This is a genomic window from Mesosutterella porci, assembly GCF_022134585.1.
Taxonomy (GTDB): Bacteria; Pseudomonadota; Gammaproteobacteria; order Burkholderiales; family Burkholderiaceae_F; genus Mesosutterella; species Mesosutterella porci.
In genome coordinates this window covers 81535-102953 of sequence record NZ_JAKNCT010000003.1, presented here as the reverse complement: position 1 = coordinate 102953, position 21419 = coordinate 81535, and the positions used below count along the sequence as shown (strand labels likewise).

At 59.5% G+C, this 21419-nt stretch carries 14 protein-coding genes, 1 tRNA gene and 1 CRISPR repeat array; of the genes, 9 read left to right on the top strand and 6 right to left on the bottom strand.

What is annotated here, in order from left to right; all coding sequences use genetic code 11:
• Positions 1-26 precede the first annotated feature (26 nt).
• Both mutS and MAF45_RS03225 read right to left on the bottom strand, forming a co-directional pair.
• Positions 27-2690: a DNA mismatch repair protein MutS gene (mutS, locus tag MAF45_RS03230; RefSeq protein WP_326520668.1), complete on the bottom strand. Its 2664-nt coding sequence runs from the start codon at positions 2688-2690 to the stop codon at positions 27-29.
• A 92-nt stretch (positions 2691-2782) separates the two neighbouring features.
• The gene (locus tag MAF45_RS03225; protein WP_237978114.1) at positions 2783-3577 is read right to left on the bottom strand and encodes an inositol monophosphatase family protein; all 795 of its coding nucleotides are present in this window, start codon (positions 3575-3577) and stop codon (positions 2783-2785) included.
• Positions 3578-3776: 199 nt separating this feature from the next.
• Here MAF45_RS03225 and MAF45_RS03220 point away from each other — a divergent pair, with 199 nt between their 5' ends.
• Entirely contained in the window at positions 3777-4580 is an 804-nt protein-coding gene (locus tag MAF45_RS03220) for an RNA methyltransferase (protein WP_237978113.1), read from the top strand.
• Between the two features lie 66 nt (positions 4581-4646).
• Positions 4647-5393: a serine O-acetyltransferase gene (gene cysE / locus MAF45_RS03215; RefSeq protein WP_237978112.1), complete on the top strand. Its 747-nt coding sequence runs from the start codon at positions 4647-4649 to the stop codon at positions 5391-5393.
• A 39-nt stretch (positions 5394-5432) separates the two neighbouring features.
• Here cysE and nfsA read toward each other — a convergent pair whose 3' ends face one another.
• The 4 genes from nfsA to MAF45_RS03195 all read right to left on the bottom strand — a co-directional run bounded on the left by nfsA (position 5433) and on the right by MAF45_RS03195 (position 8530).
• Positions 5433-6164 carry an oxygen-insensitive NADPH nitroreductase gene (gene nfsA / locus MAF45_RS03210; RefSeq protein ID WP_237978111.1) on the bottom strand — a complete coding sequence of 244 codons (732 nt, stop codon included), beginning with the start codon at positions 6162-6164 and terminating at the stop codon, positions 5433-5435.
• A 160-nt stretch (positions 6165-6324) separates the two neighbouring features.
• Positions 6325-7101 carry a UDP-2,3-diacylglucosamine diphosphatase gene (locus MAF45_RS03205; protein WP_237978110.1) on the bottom strand — a complete coding sequence of 259 codons (777 nt, stop codon included), beginning with the start codon at positions 7099-7101 and terminating at the stop codon, positions 6325-6327.
• A gap of 56 nt (positions 7102-7157) precedes the next feature.
• Positions 7158-7640, bottom strand: a complete 483-nt coding sequence (locus MAF45_RS03200) for a peptidylprolyl isomerase (RefSeq protein WP_237978109.1) — start codon at positions 7638-7640, stop codon at positions 7158-7160.
• A 107-nt stretch (positions 7641-7747) separates the two neighbouring features.
• The gene (locus MAF45_RS03195; RefSeq protein WP_237978108.1) at positions 7748-8530 is read right to left on the bottom strand and encodes a tetratricopeptide repeat protein; all 783 of its coding nucleotides are present in this window, start codon (positions 8528-8530) and stop codon (positions 7748-7750) included.
• A 219-nt stretch (positions 8531-8749) separates the two neighbouring features.
• On the opposite strand from MAF45_RS03195, the gene cysS reads away from it, so the two are divergent.
• The 7 genes from cysS (at position 8750) to cas12c (ending at position 21178) form a co-directional block, all read left to right on the top strand.
• Positions 8750-10168 carry a cysteine--tRNA ligase gene (gene cysS / locus MAF45_RS03190; protein ID WP_237978107.1) on the top strand — a complete coding sequence of 473 codons (1419 nt, stop codon included), beginning with the start codon at positions 8750-8752 and terminating at the stop codon, positions 10166-10168.
• A 168-nt stretch (positions 10169-10336) separates the two neighbouring features.
• On the top strand, positions 10337-11464 hold the full coding sequence (locus MAF45_RS03185; protein ID WP_441295218.1) for an acetyl-CoA carboxylase carboxyltransferase subunit alpha: 1128 nt from the start codon (positions 10337-10339) through the stop codon (positions 11462-11464).
• A 34-nt stretch (positions 11465-11498) separates the two neighbouring features.
• Positions 11499-12986 carry a tRNA lysidine(34) synthetase TilS gene (tilS, locus tag MAF45_RS03180; RefSeq protein WP_237978106.1) on the top strand — a complete coding sequence of 496 codons (1488 nt, stop codon included), beginning with the start codon at positions 11499-11501 and terminating at the stop codon, positions 12984-12986.
• 187 nt (positions 12987-13173) lie between these two features.
• Complete coding sequence (locus MAF45_RS03175; RefSeq protein WP_237978105.1) at positions 13174-14439, top strand: aspartate kinase; 1266 nt, start codon at positions 13174-13176, stop codon at positions 14437-14439.
• Between the two features lie 75 nt (positions 14440-14514).
• Positions 14515-14604: transfer RNA gene (locus tag MAF45_RS03170), tRNA-Ser, on the top strand.
• A gap of 118 nt (positions 14605-14722) precedes the next feature.
• A CRISPR array of direct repeats spans positions 14723-16037; the repeat unit is 25 nt; unit sequence CCTTCTAAACCCTATCAATACTGGG.
• A 104-nt stretch (positions 16038-16141) separates the two neighbouring features.
• On the top strand, positions 16142-17206 hold the full coding sequence (locus MAF45_RS03165; protein ID WP_237978104.1) for a CRISPR-associated endonuclease Cas1: 1065 nt from the start codon (positions 16142-16144) through the stop codon (positions 17204-17206).
• Positions 17207-17314: 108 nt separating this feature from the next.
• Positions 17315-21178 carry a type V CRISPR-associated protein Cas12c gene (gene cas12c / locus MAF45_RS03160; protein ID WP_237978103.1) on the top strand — a complete coding sequence of 1288 codons (3864 nt, stop codon included), beginning with the start codon at positions 17315-17317 and terminating at the stop codon, positions 21176-21178.
• The last annotated feature ends 241 nt before the right edge of the window (positions 21179-21419 follow it).

The window sequence follows — 21419 nt, the reverse complement described above, 5'->3', positions numbered from 1 at the left end:
CCCGGCTTTCCGGACCCCTCAGGCTTTCAGGCTGGCTTTCCGCCGCGCGCCTGCTCGATCAGGGTGTAGAGCCTGACCAGCGCATCGCGAGGCGTGAGCGAGTCCGGGTCGAGCGCGGCGATTTCGTCGCGCAGCCTGAGCGCGGCCTGCGCCTCCGTGTCCTCCTCCTCTTCGGCCGGGGCTTCGTCCTGCGCGCCGGCGCCGGGCGAGGAGAAGAGGTCGGGCTGCTCGCCCGAAAGCCTTGAGCGCTCCTCGAGCTCGCGCAGCGTCGAGCGCGCTTCGCGGATCACCCGCTGGGGAACGCCTGCAAGCTGCGCTACGGCGATGCCGTAGCTCTGGCTCGCGGGCCCCTCGCGCACTTCATGCAGAAACACGACGCGGCCCGAACTCTGGATGGCCCGGACGTGGACATTTGCCACTTCGGCGCAGCTTTGCGAGAGCTGCGTGAGCTCGAAGAAGTGGGTGGCAAAGAGCGTATAGCTGCGGATCCGGTCGGCGAGCTCCCGCGCGATCGCGGCCGCAAGCGACAGCCCGTCGAAGGTCGAGGTGCCGCGCCCGATCTCATCCATCAGCACGAGCGAGCGGCTGCTTGCCTGGTGCAGGATCGCGGCCGCCTCCACCATTTCGACCATGAAGGTGGACTTGCCGCCCGCGAGGTCGTCGCTCGCGCCGATGCGGGTGAGGATCCGGTCGATCGGTCCGATGCGGGCCGACTGCGCGGGCACCCAGGAGCCTGCGAGCGCGAGCAGGGCGATGAGAGCGACGCTGCGCATGTAGGTGGACTTGCCGCCCATGTTGGGGCCGGTGATCACCAGGAGACGCCTTCCCGGCACGAGCTCGCAGTCGTTGGCGACGTAATGTTCGATTGCCTTTTCGACCACGGGGTGGCGAGCCCCGCGGATCACGATCCCGCTCTGCTCGGACAGCTCGGGCTCGGTCCACTCCATGTCGCGCGCGTGGCGCGCGAGCGACAGCAGCGCGTCGATCGAGGCGGCCGCTTCCGAGGCTTCTGTGAGCCGCTCGACCCAGGCCGAGCAGGACCTGACGAGCCCCTCGTAGAGCTCGCGTTCGAGCTGCACAGAACGCTCCCGCGCGGCGATCGCCTTGTCCTCCCAGCCCTTGAGCTCCGGGGTGACGAAGCGCTCCACGTTTTTCAGAGTCTGGCGGCGGCGGTAGTCCGCGGGCACCCGGTCGGCCTGTCCGCGCGTCACCTCGATGAAGTAGCCGGTCACGCGGTTGTATTCGACCCGCAGGTTGGGGATCCCCGTGCGCTGCTTCTCGCGGGCTTCCAGTTCGGTGAGGAAGTCGCCCGCGTGATCCCGAAGGCTCCGCAGCTGCCGCAGCTCGTCGCTGAAGGAGTCGGCGATGACCTCCCCGTCGCGCAGCGTCACCGCAGGCTCCGGCAGCAGCGCCCGGGTGAGCGTTTCAGAGAGCTCCTGCGGGGGGTCGAGCACGGGGGCGGCGGCCTTGAAGCAGTCCGAGAGGCAGCCCGCCGCGGCCTTGGAAAGCTTCGAGAGCTGCGGCAGCGCGTCGCGCAGCCCGGCCAGCTCCCGGGGCCGCACGGAGCCGAGCGCGATCCTCGAGGCGATGCGCTCGAGGTCGGGCAGCGGGCGCAGCGCCGAGGCGAGCTCCTCACACTTGTCGGGGTCGCCGACCAGTTCGCCCACGGCCCGGTGGCGCTCTCGGGGCACCTCGGGGGCGCGCATCGGCTGGGTGATCCAGCCGCGCAGCATCCTCGAGCCCATCGCGGTGAGGCAGTGGTCGATCGTGGAGAGCAGCGTGGGTCCGCCCCCGCTTCGCAGGGACTCGGTGAGCTCGAGGTTGCGCCGCGTGGCGGCGTCGAGCCCCACGAAGCGGCTCGACTCCTCGAGCACGAGCGGCCGGATGTGCGGCATCGACTCGATCTGGGTCTGGGAGACGTAGCCCAGGACCGCGCCCGCAGCGGCGAGGATCCCGGGCTTTTCAGAAACCGCCCACGCGTCCAGGCTTTCCATCTGGAAGTGGTGCCGCAGCTGCTCGGCCCCGTGCTCGGGGTCGAAGTGCCAGTCGGGCAGCGGCGTGACAAGCGCCCCGGAGGCAAAGCCCTGGGCTTTCTCGCGGATCGAGTCCGGCACCAGGATTTCCTTCGGCGCGATGCGGGCGATCTCGCCCGCGAGCTCCTCCTCGGCGACGCTCATCGCCTTGAAGGCGCCGTTTGAGAGCACAAGGCTCACGATCGACCATTCCGGCGCCTTTTTCCCGAGCGGAGGCTCGAGCGCGAGCAGGGCCGCGTCGGCCTTCGAGGGCAGGAGCTCCGATTCGGTGAGTGTGCCCGGGGTGACGATGCGCACGAGCTTGCGCGGAACCGCGCCTTTGTTCGTCGTGGAGTCGCCCTGCTGCTCGACGATCCCGACGGCCTTGCCCGCCTTCACGAGGCGCGCGAGGTAGGAGTCGAGCGTCATGTAGGGCACGCCCGCAAGCGGCACCGGCACGGTTTTCCCGCGGCTTGTGAGCGTAATGCCGAGCAGTCGGTTGATCTCGACGGCATCCTCGAAGAACGTTTCGTAGAAGTCCCCCATCCGGTAGAGCAGGATGATGTTCGGGTACTGCTTCACGAGCCCGCGGCGGATCTCAAGGAACTGCTGCATGGCGGGGGTGAGCGAGGCCGGATCCGCATTTTCGGTGGTGAGAATCGGTTTCGAAGCGTTCAAAGCTGGGTTCCTCATGAGGGTTTCATGGAAAAGAAAAAGAGGGCGGCCACCCGAAAGAGGCTGCGCCCTCTCCTGCCGAGCCGCGGGCCGCTTCAGGCCTGGACCGGGGCCGAGCCGTTGAGGATCGGCATCAGCGCTCCCAGGATCTTCGGGGTACCGGCCACGATGCGGCCCGAGTCGAGGTAGCCGTCATTGCCGTCGAGGTCGGTCACGAGGCCCCGGGCCTCAAGGACGATGAGGGAGCCGGCGGCTACGTCCCAGGATTTGAGGCCGGTCTCCCAGAAGGCGTCGAGCCGGCCGCAGGCCACATAGCACAGGTCGAGTGAGGCCGCGCCCGCGCGGCGGATGCCGGAAGTGCGGCGCGCCACCTGGGTGAAGACCTTCGCGTAGCCCTCGAAGTCGTCGCCCTCGCGGAACGGGAAGCCCGTCCCGATGAGCGCGGAGGAAAGGTCGATGCGGCCGGAGACGCGGATGCGGCGCTTGTTCAGGCGCGCGCCCTCGCCGCGGACCGCGGTGAACATTTCATCCTTGAGGGGGTCGTAGACCACCGCCTCGAGGATGTCGTTGCCGCGGCGCAGCGCGATCGACACCGCGTACTGCGGGAAGCCGTGGATGAAGTTCGTGGTGCCGTCGATCGGATCGACTACCCAGACGAATTCCGAATTGGTCTGGCCCATCAGGCCGCATTCCTCGGAAAGCACCGCGTGGCTTGGGCAGTAGTGCGTGAGGATGTCGACGATGGCGCGCTCCGAGGCGCGGTCCACGTCCGTCACGTAGTCGTGGAAGGCCTTGGTCTGGACGTTGATCGTTTCGATGCTGCGGGAAGCCTGGTTGATGATGTCGCCGGCTTCGCGGGCCGCGCGGATGGCTGTTTCAATGTAAGGCATTTGTCGGTTCGCCTGAAGAAAAAAGGAGGGCGGGCAGTTTTGGAAGGAGCGCCGCCCTCGGGCGGCCCGCTTGAAAACCCGTCTTTTCGTTCTTAAAGATGCAATTCTAATGGAAATGGAGGCCCGGGGCCTCCGGAAGGGCGCGGTGCTGTTAAGCTTTGCGCAGCTTTGTTTGTCCAGTTTTTCCGGTGACAGTTTCATGAAAACGCCAATTTCAGCCTCCAGGGTCCGCTTCGTGCTGTGTGAGCCTAGCCTTCCCGCCAACATCGGCGCCGCCGCCCGGGCCGTCAAGACCATGGGATTCCGCAGCCTCTGGGTCGTCAATCCGCGGGTGAGCTCCTACCGGGAGGATCCCGACGCGGTTGCCCTGTCGACGAGCTCCGTGGACGTGCTGCGCGAAAGCCGCTGCGTGCCGACCCTGACCGAGGCCCTCGAGGGGGTCACGTTCGCCTGGGCGCTTTCGGGCTACGACCGGCGCTTCGGCCCTCCGATCGAAGACCTGCGCGGGGCGGCGGGCCGCGCATGCGACTTCCTCGCCTCGGAGCTGGGCGATATCGCCTTTGTCTTCGGCACGGAGCGCAGCGGCCTGACCAACGAGGAGATAGAGATCTGCCAGGCCGTGGCGGCGATTCCCGCTGATCCGGAAAGCCCGAGCCTCAACCTCGCGCAGTCCGTGCAGGTGACCGCCTATGAAATGCATGTGACGCAGCTCGAGCGCGCGGGCGACGCGCACCGGCTCTACGACTGGGAGAAGCGCTTCGAGGCGGAGCCCCCCGCCACGGTGCCCGCGATCGAGGGATTCCTCGAGCACTGGCAGCGCGCCATGGAAGCCTGCGGCGCGCTTGACCCGAAGGAGCCCAAGTTCCTGATGCCGATGACCCGCCGGATCGTGGCGCGCGCGGGCCTCACTCAGCCCGAGGTCGACCTGCTCCGGGGCATCTGCGCGGCCATCATCCGGCCGAAAAAGGAGCGCGCAGGGAGCAAAAAGGGGAAGGCCCGCTGATACCTGAGTGAAAAACTCGGGTATGATGTCCCGACCTACAGACGCCAGTTAATCGAGGCTTTTTCCATGTTTGAACGCATCAGGGAAGACATTCGCACCATCAACGAGCGGGACCCCGCGGCGCGCGGCACGCTCGACGTGCTGCTCTCGTACCCGGGTTTCCATGCCGTCCAGTTCTGGAGGCTGAGCCACTGGTGCTGGATTCAGGGCTGGTGGACCCTTGCGCGCTGGATTTCGCACGTGGCGCGTTTTCTCACCGGCATTGAGATCCATCCCGGAGCGAAGATCGGCCGCCGGGTCTTCATCGACCACGGCATGGGCACGGTGATCGGCGAGACGGCCGAGGTGGGCGACGACTGCACGATCTACCAGGGCGTCACGCTGGGCGGCACGAGCCTCGGCCGCGGCGAGAAGCGCCATCCAACGCTTGAGTCGGGCGTCATCGTGGGCGCGGGCGCGAAGGTGCTGGGCGGCTGGACGGTGGGGCGCAACGCCCGCATAGGCTCCAATGCCGTCTGCCTCAAGCCCGTGCCCGAGGGAGCGACCATCGTCGGGGTGCCGGGCCACAGGGCGAAGAAAAAGGAAGAGACGGTGCAGGCCCCGAAAAAGGTCTTCGAGGCCTACGGCGTCGTGCTGGGCGCGGAAGACCCGGTCGCCCGGGCCTTCGCCCAGGTGAAAAGGGAGCTCGACCAGCAGCGCGACCTGATCAATACGATGGAGCGCGAAATCGCGCGGCTTAAGGGCGAGCCGGAAGGCTGCTGCCCGTCCATCAAGGACCCGGGCGAGCGCAGCTACCTCGACTCCGGGCTTTGATCCAAGGGGAGGGAGCGGCCGCCCTCTTTGCGCGACCTTTCAGCGTTTCCCGAAGCCTTTTTTCTGCAGGTAGGCGAGCAGGAACGGGCGTCTTTCGCGTAGCAGGATCCGTTCGATGCCCGCTTTCCACGAATCCTTCTTCGGATTGCGGCTGCGGGTTTCGTAATAACGGGCGAGCTCCCTGTCGTAGTTCTCAAGCAGCGCCGGATCGGGCTCGCGGTACGTGTTTTCGCAAAGCAGCGCCTCGCGCGGCAGGCGGGGCTTGAGCTCGTTGCGGAACGCGGGATGCCCGAAGGCGAGCCCCAGCACAGGAATGACGTTTTCCGGGAGCCCGAGCAGGCGGTCAACCTCCTCGATGCTGTTGCGGATGCCGCCCGCATAGACGCCGCCCAGCCCCAGGGACTCGAGGGCGGCCATGGCGCTCTGGGCCATGATGGCGACGTCCGTGCAGCCGACCAGCAGCTGCTCAGTCCAGCCGAGGTCGAGCGTTTTGCCGGCCATGACCTCGCAGCGGCGGTAGTCCGCGCAGAACACCCAGAATTCGGCGGCGGTCTCGATGTGGCGCTGCCCGCCGGTGAGCTTCACGAAGGCGCGGCGCTTTCCCGGGTCCGTGATCCTGATCACGGTCACGACCTGCAGGAAGCAGGACGAAGAGGAGGCCCGGGCTGCCTCGAAGATCGCGTTCCTGTCGGCTTCGCTCACGGGCTCCGCGGTGAAGTCCCGCACGGAGACGTGCGAAGTCAGGGTCTTGATGGTGCTGTTTTGAGACATGGGAATCATTGCCTGCGGATCTCCTGCAGATAACGGATCTTTCCATTTTATCCGCCCGGGGGAGCAGCCCGGCCTTCCCTTTCACGGTCACAAAACAAAAGCGCCGGGGCAGCGGCCCCGGCGCTTCTGATTCTTCCTTTGTGATGAAAAGCCTTCCGGCCTACATGATGATCTGCAGCCGCTTGCCGTCCACCGTGCGGATGTAGCCCCAGTGGTCGCGGCCGGCGCCGGAGTCGAGATCCCAGTCCGGAAGAACCCAGCGCTCGATTTCCGCGAGCTCGTGGCTCGCCGGTTTGTGGGTGTGGCCGTGGATCACCACGTCGGCGCCCGCGGCCTTGGCGGCCTTGTAAACCTCGACGTCGACCACATCCATCATCTCTGCGGTTTTCTTCACCTTCGTGCCCTCGGACTGCGAGCGGGCCTGGCGGGCGATCTCCATGCGCTTTTCAAGCGGCAGCGACAGCGCCCCGATCTGCCACTGCGGATCGCGGGTCATGGCGCGGAACTTCTGATACTCCGTGTCCTTCGTGCACCACTCGTCGCCGTGCGAGAGCAGAAACCTGCGCCCCATGCACTCCACGGTCACCTCGGGGGCGAGCAGCGTCGCACCGCAGGCTGCGGCGAAGCCTGGCCCCAGCATGACGTCGCGGTTGCCCGGCGTGATGAGCACTCGCTTGCCGATCGAGGAAGCGTAGGCGAGCGCCTTCACGATCGGCGCGGCGGTGTCGATCGTGTCGTCGCCGATCCAGTAGTCGAAAAGGTCGCCCAGGATCACGAGCTCCTCGTAGTAGGGGACCTGAGTTTTCATGAACCTCAGAAACTGCATCAGGGTTTTCGGGTGCTCCGGAGCCAGATGCAGATCGGAGATGAAGACCGGGTTGACAAGCGGCGCGACCTCCGTCGTGCCGGCCAGAGCCGGAGCGGTGATTTCAGACATTTGTTCCTTCCTCGTCCTTTTCCGACCGGGGAGGAGGCTCCCCGGGGCCGGCTGCGTTAGAGGATCTCAGCCTTTTCAATCACGACGTCCTCGAGAGGGACGTCATCAAACCAGCCGCGGCGGCCGGTGCGCGCAGCGGCGATCGCGTCGACCACATCGGAGCCCTTCACAACGCGCCCGAACACGGCGTAGCCCGCATTGCCCGCGCTGTAGTTGAGGAAGTCGTTGTCAGCGACGTTGATGAAGAACTGGGCGGTGGCCGAGTCGGGATCGCTGGTGCGGGCCATCGCGATCGTGTAGCGGTTGTTCGCAAGGCCGTTCGAGGCCTCGTTCACAATCGGGTCGCGCGTCTGCTTTTCCTTCATGCCGGCCGTGTAGCCGCCGCCCTGGATCATGAAGCCCTTGATGACGCGGTGAAAGAGCGTGCCGTTGTAGAAGCCGTCCTTCACGTACTGCTCGAAATTGGCGGAGGTCACGGGAGCCTTGGCCGGGTCGAGCTCGATGTCGATCACGCCCATGCTGGTGGTTAAACGGATCATGCTTTGTCTTCCTAATTCAATAAACGTAAGGAGGGAGGGGCTCGCGCCTTCTCCCGGGTCCTGGGTTCCTAATTGTAGCGGCTAAATGAATCCGCGCCCCGCCCGCTTCAGGGCTTGATCTCGGGCAGCGGCTTGAAGAGGCTGTTCTCGCTGCTGCGGCTCTCGTAGCTGCTGGCCGAAACGCCGCCCGAGACCTGGGAGGCAGGGCCTGCCGCGGCAGTGGCGCCGGCGCCCTGCGCCCGGGAGCCCGTGCTTGTCTTCGGCTGCGCGGAGGCCTGGGGCCTGGAGCCTGCGGCCGGCTCGGGCGCGGGGTCGTTGCCGGTCACGATCTGAAGCATGGTGATCTTTTCGCCCACGCGCTTGAGCTGCTTGCGGGTGCCGCCCTTGAGCGGAACGGCCTTGCGGTAGTTCTGCAGGGCTTTCAGCGCGTAAAGGTCTCCCAGATTCTCGTGCGCGGTCGAGAAGCTGGGGTTGGCGGTGATCGCCCGCTGCAGCAGCTCGATTGCATGGTCGATGTCGCCCCTGCCGCTGTCGGCCACGAGAATCGCGAGGTTGTTGTAGGGCTCGGGAATCTCGGGGTAGAGGCGGATCATCTTCGAGTACGCCTCGCGGGCCTCGTCGAGACGCCCCATGCGCTCGAGAATCAGCCCGCGCTTGAACATGAGGTTCAGGTTCTTCGGATTAAGGGCCAGGCCCTGGTCGGCGTACTGAAGGGCTTTCTCGTAATTCTTCTCGCTGATCATCCGGTTCACGAATACCGGATAGTCGGTCACAAGCTTCGGCTCCTTCTGCGGCTCCGGAATCGGGTAGAGCACGGTCTGGGCCGAGGCGGCGCAGGAGGCGATGGCGATCAATATGGCGGCCGCGGCCGCCCGAATGGTTTTATTCATAAACGAAAATCCATGGGCTTTTTCATGAAAGCGGTGGGGAGAGGCACCCGGGGCTGCCGCGCCGCAAAAGCGCGGGGACGTGCCTGCGCGTTCGAACCGCTATACTTTTCAAAGGATTTTACCCGTTCGGTAAAGATTCTCCGCGATCCCCCGCCCGCCGGGGCGGGCGTCTCGCCGTTTTTTTCACTTTTTTAAGAATGCGAGGAGCGCAGTCCAGACATGATCTCCACCAATCCCCTGATGATTTACTCGACGCTCAGCCGGCGCAAGGAAGTTTTCAAGCCCGTGCATGAAGGCAGGGTCGGCATGTATGTCTGCGGAGTGACGGTCTATGACTACTGCCACATCGGGCACGGGCGCACCTTCGTCGCCTTTGACGTCATCCGCCGCTGGCTTGAGGCGCGGGGCTATCAGGTCACCTTTGTGCGCAACGTGACCGACGTGGACGACAAGATCATCCGCCGCGCCGCCGAGCGCGGAATCTCTACGCTCGAGCTCACCCGCGAGTTCACCGCGGCGATGCAGCAGGACATGGCCTCGCTCGGCTGCCTGCCTCCGACCTACGAGCCCCATGCGACGGACTTCATCCCGCAGATGCTCAATCTCATCAGGACTCTGCAGGACAAGGGCCTCGCCTACGTCGGCAGCGACGGCGACGTCGATTTCGCGGTCCGCAGGTTCCCCGGCTATGGGAAGCTCTCAGGCAAGAGTCTCGATGACCTGCAGGCCGGTGCCCGCATCGGCATCGGCCAGGGCAAGCGCGACCCCCTCGACTTTGTGCTTTGGAAAAAGGCGAAGCCCGGCGAGCCGCACTGGACGAGCCCCTGGGGCGAGGGGCGGCCCGGCTGGCACATTGAGTGCTCAGCGATGAGCTGCCACTACCTTGGCAAGACCTTCGACATCCACGGCGGCGGCCCCGACCTCATCTTCCCGCATCACGAAAACGAGATTGCCCAGAGCGAGGGAGCCAACGGCGTGCGGTTCGCCAACTACTGGATGCACTCCGGGCCGCTGCGCGTCCGCGCGGCCGACGGCACCGAGCAGAAGATGAGCAAGTCGCTGCACAACTTCTGGACGATCCGCGACGCGCTATCCGAAACCGACGGGAAGTTCGGCGCGGGCAACGGCGCCGAGGTGCTGCGCTTTTTCCTCCTGCGCACCCATTACCGCAGCCCGATCTCCTTCAACACGGGCCTCATCGTGGACGCGCACAAGGCCTTGACGAGACTCTATGAGGCGCTCGACGGGGCGAAGGGCGACGGCCTGCCGCTTGACTGGGAGGAAAAGCACGCGGCGGCCTTCGCCCGCGCGATGGACGACGACTTCAACACGCCGGTGGCGATCGCGCAGCTCTTTGATCTTGCCACCGAGGTCAACCGCTCGAAGGACCCCGCGCTCGTGCGCCAGCTCAAAGGTCTGGGGGGCGTGCTCAACATCCTGCAGCGCGATCCGGCAGCGTTCCTGAAGGGCGCGGTCAAGGGGCTCGACGAGGAGGAAATCAACCGTCTGATCAAGGAGCGGAGCGACTGCAAGAAGAGCAGGAACTTCGCGCGGGCCGACGAGATCCGGGCCCAGTGCCTCGCGCAGGGCATCGTGCTGCTCGACACCCCGCAGGGCACCACCTGGAGGCGCAGCTGAGCGCCCGGGGGCCGGCAAGGGCCCGCCGCTTCAAGGGAAGAGGCGAAAAGACGCTAATCCCTGCGGCGGCGCGCCTGCGGCCCGGCCTCTCCCTTTTGGCTAAACTAAAGGGACAGTACGGCTCCGCAGGGCCTGGCGCCCGGCGGACATCATTCGCACGGGTGCAACGTGAAAAAATTCTTTCTCGACTTTGAAAAGGACATTGAGGCTCTGGAGCAGAAAATAGAGGAGCTGCGCTCCCTGCAGGAGTCCGATCCGTCCCTTGATATCGCCTCTGAGGTCGATCAGCTGGAGGCCAAGTCGCTCGCCCTGCTCAAGCAGGTCTACTCGAACCTCACGCCCTGGCAGATCTCTCAGGTGGCGAGGCATCCTGCCCGCCCCTACACGCTGGACTACATCCATGCGATGTTTACGGACTTTCACGAGTTGCATGGCGACCGTTTCTACCGCGACGACCCCGCGATCGTGGGAGGGCTTGCGAGGCTGGGGGGCGATCCCGTCATGGTGATCGGCCACCAGAAAGGCCGGGACGTGAAGTCCCGGACCTTCCGCAATTTCGGCATGGCCAACCCCGAGGGCTACCGCAAGGCCCTGAGGCTCATGAAGCTCGCCGAGAAGTTCGGCCTGCCGGTGGTCACCTTCGTGGACACCCCGGGGGCCTATCCGGGAATTGAGGCAGAAAAGCACGGGCAGTCCGAAGCGATCGGCCGCAACCTGGTCGAGATGACGCATCTTGAGGTGCCGGTCGTGACGACGGTGATCGGCGAAGGCGGCTCGGGCGGAGCCCTTGCCATCGCGGTGGCCGACGCAGTGCTCATGCTGCAGTACGCGACCTATTCGGTGATCAGCCCCGAGGGCTGCGCCTCCATCCTCTGGAAGGATGCCGCCAGGGCGCCCGAGGCGGCCTCCGCGCTGTGCCTCACGGCCGACCGGCTGCGCGCGCTGAAGCTTGTCGACGAAGTGGTCTACGAGCCGCTCGGGGGCGCGCACCGGGATCCGGAACTCATGGCGCGCACGCTGAGCAAGTCTTTGATCGACCGGCTGAAGTCGCTCAAGCGCATGCCGGTGGAGAAACTGATCGCAAGGCGTCTGAGCCGCATCATGCGTTACGGCGACTACAGCGTGATCACGCAGAAAGAGGCCGACCGCATCCGCGCCGACGCGATTGCGCAGCGCGAAATGCAGAAGGCGAAGGCGGCGCAGGCCAAGGAGGCGCAGTTCGCCGAACGCGCCGCGGCCAAGGCGGCCGCAGGCAGGGCCGCCGCGAAGGAGCCTGACGGAGCGGCCGGATCCTGAGCCGCGTACGGGAGGCCGAGGGGAGAGAGGAAGCATGCCGCAGAAAGCCGAAAAAATTCCCAGCCTTCGCACGCTGGAGTCCCGTCTGGGCGGGGCGATTGCCTCAAGCCTGGAGCGGGTGAACGCTTCGCTCAGAAACCGCGACGAAATGCTGCTGGCACCCCCGGAGCGCCCGCTTCGCATCGGGATCGGCTTTTCCGGCGGCCGCGACAGCATGTCGCTGCTTGAGGCCGCGTGGCGCCTCTCCCGTTCGAAAAAAGGCGCCCGACTCATTGAGTCCGTCTGCGCCCTGCACGTGAACCACGGACTTTCCAAAAACGCGGAGAGCTGGGTGCGGACATGCGAGGACTTCTGTGCGCGCCGCTCGATACCTCTGCGCGTGCTTAAGGTCCATGTCGACCGCCGAGGCCGCGGCATCGAGGCGGCGGCCCGGGAGGCGCGCTACAGGGCGCTCGCCTCGGCTGCCGAGGAACTCGGGCTTGACGCCGTTCTTACGGCCCACCACCAGGATGACCGCCTGGAGACCTTCCTGCTGCAGTGGATGCGCGGCGCGGGCATCGACGGCCTCTCCGGCATGCCGGTCGTGCGCGGGTTCGGCAGCGGCGCGTGCCTGCTGGTGCGTCCGTGGCTGGAGATTCCCCGCAGCTGGATCGAGGCTTACGCAAAGGGCCGGGATCTGGCCTGGGTCGACGACGAGAGCAACGACGACACGGCTTTTCTGCGCAACCTGATCCGCCACGAGGTTCTTCCCGTGCTCGACCGTGCGAGGCCGGGGTTCCGCAAGGCCGCCTGCCGCTCCGTCGAGCTCGTCATGGAGGCGGGCGAGGTGCTTCATTCGGTGGCTGCGGAGGATGTGGCGCATTGCCTCGATGCAGCGCACCCCCATGCGATGAAAATCACCGCTCTGCTCGAGCTTCCCATTCCGCGGCAGGCGCTTTGCCTGCGCGCCTGGATCGCCTCGGAGGGCGTCGAGCCGCCGCCCCGCGCGACGCTGATCGAGGCATTGAGGCAGGCCCGGCAGACGCACTCCGACACGGCGCTCACCATCAGGCTGGGGGCCTATGAGATACGGCGCTGGGGCTCCGACATTGTGCTCAGGGCCTTTGCGAAGCCCGTGAGGGACACCTCGAGAAACAGGCGCTTTTTCTGGCACGGGGAAAATGAAATTGAGCTCGCTCCCTGGGGCGGCGTGCTCACTTTCCGAAGGGCCGCCCCGGGAGAGGACGGCTTCGCGGAGTCTTTCCTCAGGGCTGCGCCTCTTGAGGCCCGGGCCCGGCAGGGAGGTGAAAAGATTAAGCTTTTCCGCTTCCGCCCGAGCCGGCACCTGAAGCAGCTCTACCAGTCCAAGGGCATTCCTTCCTTTGAGCGCGGGGATCTGCCGCTGCTCTGGCGCGACGGCAGGCTCCTTTTCGCCGCCGGGCTGGGTTCCGAGATACGGCTGATGGAGCACGGCGAGGAGGCGGCCGGAGAGCCGCTCTGGGTGATCGGCTGGAAGCCGGACCGTCCGCTCTTCGGACTGTGAATCCGGGCAGCTGCATCAGCCCTCGGAGAGGGATTAGGCTGTTTTTCTTACCCTGTTTGAGTGATGCGTCGGATGTTTTGTCTGCAGAGTGGCTCCGCATGGGCTATTTTGATTCATAAGTCCTGCTTTTTTCCGCAGGGAAGAGGGCAGTTTTTTAACGCGCTCCATTGAGTTGAGAAACACAATCATGGCACTTATCGTTCATAAATATGGCGGCACTTCGATGGGCTCACCCGAGCGCATCCGCAATGTGGCGCGCCGTGTCGCCAAGTGGAAGAAGGCAGGCCACCAGATGATCGTCGTCGTCTCCGCCATGAGCGGGGAAACGAACCGGCTTCTCGCCCTTGCCAAGGAAGTCTCCCCGCGCCCCGATCTGCGCGAGCTTGACGTCGTGGCGACCACAGGCGAGCAGGTTTCGATCGGGCTGCTTGCCATGGCCCTCAAGGACCTCGGAGTTGACGCGGTCTCGATGGCCGGCTGGCAGGTGGGCATTCACACCGACAACGCCTTCACGAAGGCACGCATCGACACGATCGACGAGGATGCGATTCGCCGTCAGCTTGACGCCGGGCGCGTTGTGGTGGTGGCCGGTTTCCAGGGCATTGATCCGGACCGCAACATCACGACGCTGGGTCGCGGAGGTTCGGACACGTCAGCCGTTGCGATCGCCGCGGCGGTGCACGCCGACGAATGCCTGATCTTCACTGATGTCGACGGCATCTACACGACCGATCCGCGCATTGTGCCCGAGGCGAAGCGCCTCAACAACATTTCCTTTGAGGAGATGCTCGAGCTTGCCAGTCTCGGCTCCAAGGTCCTGCAGATCCGCTCGGTGGAGTTTGCGGGCAAATACAAAGTACCCCTGCGGGTGCTTTCGAGTCTTTCCGACCCCGATCTGCCGGTCTCCGTTGAAGCTGTTTCCGGCACCCTGATTACCTATGAGGAAGATCCCAAAATGATGGAAAAAGCCGTAGTCACGGGCATTGCCTGCTCGCGCAACGAAGCGAAGGTCACCGTTCACAACGTCCCGGACACTCCGGGGATCGCCTCCAAGATCCTCGGGCCCATCGCCGCCTCCAACATTGACGTGGACATGATCGTCCAGAACGTCGGCGTGAACGGGCGCACGGATTTCACTTTCACCGTGCCGCGCACCGATCTCGAGCGCACGGTCGATGTCCTGAAGTCCGACGTGCTGCCCTTCATTGGCGGCGAGCAGATCCTCACCTCCAACAACATCGCGAAGATCTCGGTGGTGGGCGTCGGCATGCGCTCTCACGCGGGCGTCGCCTCCCGCATGTTCCACGCGCTCCCCCAGGAGAACATCAACATCCAGATGATCGGCACCTCGGAGATCAAGGTGAGCCTGGTGGTTGACGAGAAGTACACGGAGCTTGCCGTTCGCGTCCTTCACAAGGCTTTTGGCCTTGAAAACGGCCCGGCGGAGATCTGATCTATCCTGTTTTCCCTTTTCCGCACGTTTGCGCGGGAAGGGGGAAGAATGTAAAATAAACCCCTTCTATGCCTCGGAAGGGTGGCAGAGCGGTTTAATGCACCGGTCTTGAAAACCGGCGAAGCTTCAAAACTTCCGTGAGTTCGAATCTCACCCCTTCCGCCAAAACCTCAAAAAACGCCCTCGATTCAAGTGATTGATTCGAGGGCTCTTTCTTGCGATCAATATTATTAATGCGTTTATTCTAGAAGATAATTTCTGTACTCGTCTGTTTGCTTCTTGTCCTTCTAAACCCTATCAATACTGGGCCTATGATTTCGGTGGAACCTTCTAAAACCTATCATTACTGGGTTGAACACCCCCTCGTAGCCTTCCAAACCCTATCAATACTGGGATTGGCACCATTCGCGTGCCTTCTAAACCCTATCAATACTGGGTGGAGTATCTGGCTTTGACCTTCTAAACCCTATCAATACTGGGTTTGGGCTTTTGGCGTGCCCTTCTAAACCCTATCAATACTGGGTCACCGACCAGACCGCGCCTTCTAAACCCTATCAATACTGGGGCTGCATGGGGGTCGTGACCTTCTAAACCCTATCAATACTGGGGACGGAAAGCAGATCGTTCCTTCTAAACCCTATCAATACTGGGTTACCGCAACACGAAGATCCCTTCTAAACCCTATCAATACTGGGCGACGGCATTCTGCTAAACCTTCTAAACCCTATCAATACTGGGTTACAAACTCGTTCAAATCCTTCTAAACCCTATCAATACTGGGTCGGCCAGACGCTCCGAGCCTTCTAAACCCTATCAATACTGGGTGCGCAAAGCCTTGAAAACCTTCTAAACCCTATCAATACTGGGCCGTGCCAGTAAAGCACACCTTCTAAACCCTATCAATACTGGGTCCGGAAGGCACCTCTGCCCTTCTAAACCCTATCAATACTGGGATGATCCTCCATCCGCCTTCCTTCTAAACCCTATCAATACTGGGTTTGGGCTTTTGGCGTGCCCTTCTAAACCCTATCAATACTGGGTCACCGACCAGACCGCGCCTTCTAAACCCTATCAATACTGGGAATGCTCATGGTGTTGAACCTTCTAAACCCTATCAATACTGGGCGGTGTAACCAGCTCCGACCTTCTAAACCCTATCAATACTGGGCATATCGAATCTTCGTGACCTTCTAAACCCTATCAATACTGGGACAGCGCCTGATTGCAAACCTTCTAAACCCTATCAATACTGGGCATGACTCACTCCGGCGACCTTCTAAACCCTATCAATACTGGGTGAGGATAAGGGGGAGAGTCCTTCTAAACCCTATCAATACTGGGGTGGCATCCAAAAAATCGCCTTCTAAACCCTATCAATACTGGGAGATGTCCTCCCGCTTGCCTTCTAAACCCTATCAATACTGGGTTGGAGCTGGCCATGGGCCCTTCTAAACCCTATCAATACTGGGTTCGCTTTGCTGCAGGGCCCTTCTAAACCCTATCAATACTGGGGCATCTGGACGATGACAGCCTTCTAAACCCTATCAATACTGGGTGGGTATCCAATTCTCATCCTTCTAAACCCTATCAATACTGGGAGTATAGCACTTATTTGATTGAATAATAAGTAGAAACATGAAAGTAATAATGCTAATATTGGCGCATTAATTGCTTAATTTCTCAAGGATATTTCAGTTTCAGCATGGAATTTGAATTTGGTCTACCAGTCCAGAAACTGAATGAGATACAGCATTCAGATTTTATTTGGACATGGAAAAGCAACAAAAGAAGTTCACGTATGAGTTTGTGGCTTCCTTATTACGGGAAAGCTGAAAAAATCCCGCGAAGCAAGCATTGGAAGATATCCTACAACGGTGGAATTTTGGAGGTAGATCTTTCAAGCATCGACTTCATTATGCTCTACGGAGCCACCGGCGATCTTCCCGTTGCTTTTTTGGACGAGTTGTCCCAACATCGTATTACTTTGATTATTCATCGTCGGAATCAGCCCTTCCCGTATGTCTTCCAGCCTGTGCCTTCTTCTGATGATGCGGATGTCCTGACGAAGCAAATTTTGTTTCGTGAGAATCAGATCAAGCGGGTGTACATCGCAAAGACATTGATCAAGGCCAGGTTAAGCCAAATGGCAGGGATGTTGGCCATTTCCCCAACTGTTCTCAGCGAGTTGGCGAAGTCAAAAAAGATTGAAGATGTGAGAGCAATAGAGGCCCACCAGACAGCCAGGTACTGGAAGCAATATTTCACGGGGCTGAAGCTGGATGTGTCGAGACGAGAGCAAAGTCCCATTGCCTCCGCGCTTGACGCAGGGTCGAAGTTCCTTTACGGAATCATGCTGCGGTGGATTTTGTTTCACAAAATGTCCCCTTGTCACGCATATCTCCATGAGCCGTCAAGTTATCCGACCTTGGCATATGACTTGATGGAGCCTTATCGGTACATATTTGAAGAGGCTGTTGCTGCTGCGGCGGCTAGTGGCATTGGTGATAGCAAGAAGCTGGTTGCCAAATCTCTCTCTATACTTAAAGACAATTTGGAAGTCATCGTGTATGTGCCGGCCACCAGGCAGTATGTTCGGAGGAAAAACCTGCTTCACGGAGCCGTGCTGGCTTTGAGAGCATATTTGCTTGGGGAGGTTCCCCGATTGGTTTTGCCTCAGGAAGGCAAGAGAAAAGGCGGCCGTCCGCCAAAGACAGGCTATCGGTTGCCAGGGGAAACAAAGCCAGGAAAAGAAAATGGGGGCATTTGATAGGCACCGGCCCCCGCGGCGCCCAACCGACCAAGGTACGGAGATCTGCGAACAGATGGTCCAAAAGCCGGAAGGGGTTTGTCTGCATTGTACAACAGGATGGTAGGTATGGATAAGGATTCCAGAGTCAGGATTGATTTCAAACTTCGGGATTTTGTGTCTGGAATGACGGCAAGGCGGTACAGAAGAAAGTTAGCTGCTGTGTCCAGTCGTCCAACAAACTCCATGCTGACACTCAAGTTTCGTCTTGATTTGCCCGATCGTTTTGCGAAGCGCGTTCCCTTTGAAAAATATCGTCAACTTTATGACATTGTCGAGGGCACAGGACCTGGATCGCTGACCTACCTGCTGTTCACGCTTGTCACACAAGGTTTCCGCATTTTCCCAAAAGCTGGTGGAGCGGATATCTTCGCGAACCGTCAGGCATTTGACGATGACAAATTCGCAGAAGCGGTCACAGATCAAATAGGAATCAAACTGCCAAAGTTTGTTCCTTCCAATATCAGCAATCGATTGGTCACGGAAGTTCGCGGAACAAAAGGGAAAGATAACCGCTTTTGCTCCGAGGTCATTGTCCGTGAATACGCGAAGTCTCTTGGAGAAAAGTTCCGCGAAGAGGGAAGTCGATCTATCCAGGAAAAGCTGTTCTCAAGAATTGCAGACTCAATTTTGAAAGATTTTTCCAGTTGGGGAGATTTAAAAAAAGCACCTCAAAAAGCATGTTCCTGCGTTGATCGTGCTTTGGCAGAATTTGGTGCATTCCCATCGATTAGACAAATGGTCAGCAAGGCTGTCTCCAGTCTCCCTGTTAAATCAACCATTGCATTCGATTCATCGGCAGACTGCTCGCAATGCGAAGAAAAGGATTTGCCTTATTTCGCTGTGGCAACAGTACTCCGCCATTATTCCGGAGAATGCGCAGCCAAACAGATGACCAAGTATGTGCAGGAAAACTTGACGACCACAACAAACAGCGGTCTGTCCTGGTTGTTTGGAAAAGGCCTTGAAGTTCTGGGAAACTCATCCGTGGAGGAACTTTCACAGTATTACGGGATTCCTCAAGAGAAGCAGGAAGCTGTTGAAAGGGTGCAAAGCGCAGCCAGGGCAATCCCAGCGCAAACGCTGCTTTGCAATGACAAAGGCGGGGCGCTGAGCTATAGCATTTTCCGCAGTTCACTGGGTGGGCACCTTGACAGTTGGGTGGCCAATTACATTAGTCGCTTATGGGAACTTTTGGAGTTGTTGGCGTCTCTGCCAGAAAAGCTGATGTTGCCAGTCGGGCTTGTGGTGGATGGCAAGGACTTCTTGGAGACGACAGACTGCAGTAGAGAAGAGGCAGAGGCTTTTTGCAATGCCTTTTCGGGTGTCCGCAAGGCAGGGGTGCTGTCAGTTAAAAGGCTGTTAGGGATAGAGTCAGGCCTCACCGGGCGCGATATCGGGCAGGTGAAGGAGTGCATTGATTTGGTGAACCGCTTGCTGTCCGTCTACAACCAAATTACAAATGCCTTGGAGCAGGCTGAGAAAGATGATGGAGCTGAATGGAAGGGGCTGAAGAAATCCCTTTCGGAGAGTTGGACGGATTGGGAAAAATTAGCGCGGTTGCCAAAGCTCAACCAACAGACTGGAGGAGTGCCCAAAGTTGAAGAGGAACTGGAACATGCCTCGCAGTCATTGCGCTATCTGGTCAATGCCCAGAGAAAACATTTCGCAAGATTGACTGACTGGTTGAAGGGGCAGGGACTTCAGTTTGATCCTCTTGGTGCAGAAACAAAGAAGCAGAAAAAATTGCTGAGTAAACGCACCGTCGCAAGGAATGTTTTTTCAGCGGAGGAGATGGCTTTTCGAAGCATTCTTCAAAAAATTGGAAATGCAGTCAGGTATGACCGGAGTGAAGTTGCGAAGCTTGTAAAAGACTGGTTTGCTGACCAAGGCATCTTCGCGAGCAAAAAGCTCTACAACCAATTCTTCTGCAATTTCCAAGGAAGGATTTATGTCTCTCCCTTCAGCACGGAGCGACATCAGGGGATGGAGTTAGATCACTCGGTGGTTCAAAAGGCCCGGGAGGTCCTGGACTCATTCAAGGTTGTGCTGGAGCAGGCGGAGCTTTTGTCAGATAAGGAAACAAAGGGTCGAGAGACATTTTTGAAACTTCAAAAGACCTGGATGCAGCTTTTGCTTTGCAGTGTTGAGTGCGAAGTTCCAAGTTCTATCGCAAGACTTGATGTGCCTGCGCAGTACTCAGACGCGGTTTCCGCTGACCTACGAATGATGCTGAAAAGAGAGTCCTTGCCGATGAGCAGCTTGATCAAGTTGTTCAATGTTTATACAAGCTTGATCAGCGGGCTCAATATCATTGTCCGCAGGGAAAAGTTTTTCTTGAGGACAAAATTCAGTTGGGTTGGCAACTGCCGTCTTCTTTATGTGCCCAAGAATGTTCTATGGGCAATGCCTGACCGCTATTTCAACTCGGAGTCATGGAAGCAAATTGTTGAGTCAGGAGTTCTTGTCTTCAGCAATGACCATGTCGTGGATGTCAAAGCCACATTCCAAAAAATCAAAGGCAGTCACGCTGATTTGACCGGTACTCTCTGTCCTCTCCTGGTGCAACTTCCGCATGATTGGTGTTACGCACTTCCCATGGCAGCAGACACTGGCGTTGAGACCTCTAAAGTAGATGCGCTGAGTGTCCAAAAAGATGGGGCGAAAGGGACAGTCCCGACATTTTGCGAAATAAACAATTCAAACCTTGCCCGGTTGGTTGGTCCCTCCAGCTATAAGGGAAGATTGGACAGTCTGTTGATCCATCCTCAGGCAGAGACTGTCAGCGACATGACGCTGTTGGTTGATCAGCCGGTGGATCAGGAAATGACCGCATCGGGAGGGATTGACCTGACTTATGATGAAAGTGTTCTTTCATTGGCAGTGCCAATTTCTCGTGTGGCGGACAAACCTGGCACTCCTGAAGAAATTCAGAAGACCTTCCAAAGGTTTGTGGCGATTGATCAAGGCGAGAATGGACTGGCATATGCCGTTTTCAGTATGAAGGATGTCGGCAATATTGTGGCGGAGCCACTTGTCTGCGGAACTGTGAGAATCCCGTCTATTCGGAGATTGATAAAAGGGGTCCGAAAGTTCAGGAAGTCCGGGCAGAAAGTACAAAAGTTCAACCAAAAATTCGATTCCACTCTGTTCAACCTTCGAGAGAATGTGACAGGGGATGTGTGTGGTGCGATTCTTGGTTTGATGCAGAAGTTTTCTGCTATTCCGGTCCTTGAGTATCAGGTGAAGAACTTGGAGAGCGGATCAAAGCAGTTGGAACTTGTATACAAGGCGGTCAACGCCAGGTTCCTGCATTCGCAAGTGGATATGCAAAACAACGAGCGCAAGGCTTGGTGGGAGCAGGGGGATGTGTGGACCAACTTGGGTTTGCTCAGACTGTACAAGTCAAGCGATTTGAACAAGCAGCCTGCCGATTTGGTCCGGGTGAACGACCAAGGGTATGTGCCTCTCAAAGCATATCCAGGGGTGTCGGTTAATGCGCGTGATACCAGTCGGATTTGCTCTAGGTGTGGCAACAATGTATTCGAGTTGATTCGACAGATCGAGGCAGATGGAGTTTCTGGGGTAAAAGTAGATGCTGGCGGAAGAATCAACTTGTGTGGAAAGGTGATCCAGCTTTTTGACAAGCCAGACATGGAGGAAAGGAGGCGTTTTGCAAGAAGAAATGAAAATGCGCCTCTGACGAAACCCATCCGCTCTGGCGTGCTTTCGATTCCGGAATTAAAAGCAAAGGTCAAGTTTAATTTGCGTCGCCCGCCAAGAAGCAAACAGACAAAAGATACGACTCAAAGCCGCTATTTCTGTGTCTTTGAAGATTGTTCATGGCATCGGCGCGAGCAACATGCCGATGTGAATGCGGCGGTGAATATTGGCCGCAGACTTCTGTCGGAAGTTATTGAGATGGAGAAATAGCTCACACGACATAGACCGGATTGCCAAGCGGTCAATAAAATGGCGTAAATAAGCATATGTTTTGCAGGCATACCTGTGTGTCACAGAAGTCGCAACATTGATCAGAGCTATTTTTTGGCTATGGGTTGTATGATAGTTGGCAAAAAAAGGGGAAAAAAAGAGGGAAAAAATTAAATTTTCCCTAAAAATAGTGTGGCTACGCTGACGTTCTACCCTGAAAGTCGCCTAATGCCCGCATAAA

Excerpts from the sequence above, each read along its gene's own strand:
- MAF45_RS03220 (WP_237978113.1), top strand. The coding sequence starts at position 3,777 with ATGAAAACGCCAATTTCAGCCTCCAGGGTCCGCTTCGTGCTGTGTGAG.
- MAF45_RS03205 (WP_237978110.1), bottom strand. The coding sequence starts at position 7,101 with ATGTCTGAAATCACCGCTCCGGCTCTGGCCGGCACGACGGAGGTCGCG.
- cysS (WP_237978107.1), top strand. The coding sequence starts at position 8,750 with ATGATCTCCACCAATCCCCTGATGATTTACTCGACGCTCAGCCGGCGC.
- cysE (WP_237978112.1), top strand. The coding sequence starts at position 4,647 with ATGTTTGAACGCATCAGGGAAGACATTCGCACCATCAACGAGCGGGAC.
- MAF45_RS03165 (WP_237978104.1), top strand. The coding sequence starts at position 16,142 with ATGGAATTTGAATTTGGTCTACCAGTCCAGAAACTGAATGAGATACAG.
- MAF45_RS03225 (WP_237978114.1), bottom strand. The coding sequence starts at position 3,577 with ATGCCTTACATTGAAACAGCCATCCGCGCGGCCCGCGAAGCCGGCGAC.
- cas12c (WP_237978103.1), top strand. The coding sequence starts at position 17,315 with ATGGATAAGGATTCCAGAGTCAGGATTGATTTCAAACTTCGGGATTTT.
- nfsA (WP_237978111.1), bottom strand. The coding sequence starts at position 6,164 with ATGTCTCAAAACAGCACCATCAAGACCCTGACTTCGCACGTCTCCGTG.
- tilS (WP_237978106.1), top strand. The coding sequence starts at position 11,499 with ATGCCGCAGAAAGCCGAAAAAATTCCCAGCCTTCGCACGCTGGAGTCC.
- MAF45_RS03200 (WP_237978109.1), bottom strand. The coding sequence starts at position 7,640 with ATGATCCGTTTAACCACCAGCATGGGCGTGATCGACATCGAGCTCGAC.
- MAF45_RS03175 (WP_237978105.1), top strand. The coding sequence starts at position 13,174 with ATGGCACTTATCGTTCATAAATATGGCGGCACTTCGATGGGCTCACCC.
- MAF45_RS03195 (WP_237978108.1), bottom strand. The coding sequence starts at position 8,530 with ATGAATAAAACCATTCGGGCGGCCGCGGCCGCCATATTGATCGCCATC.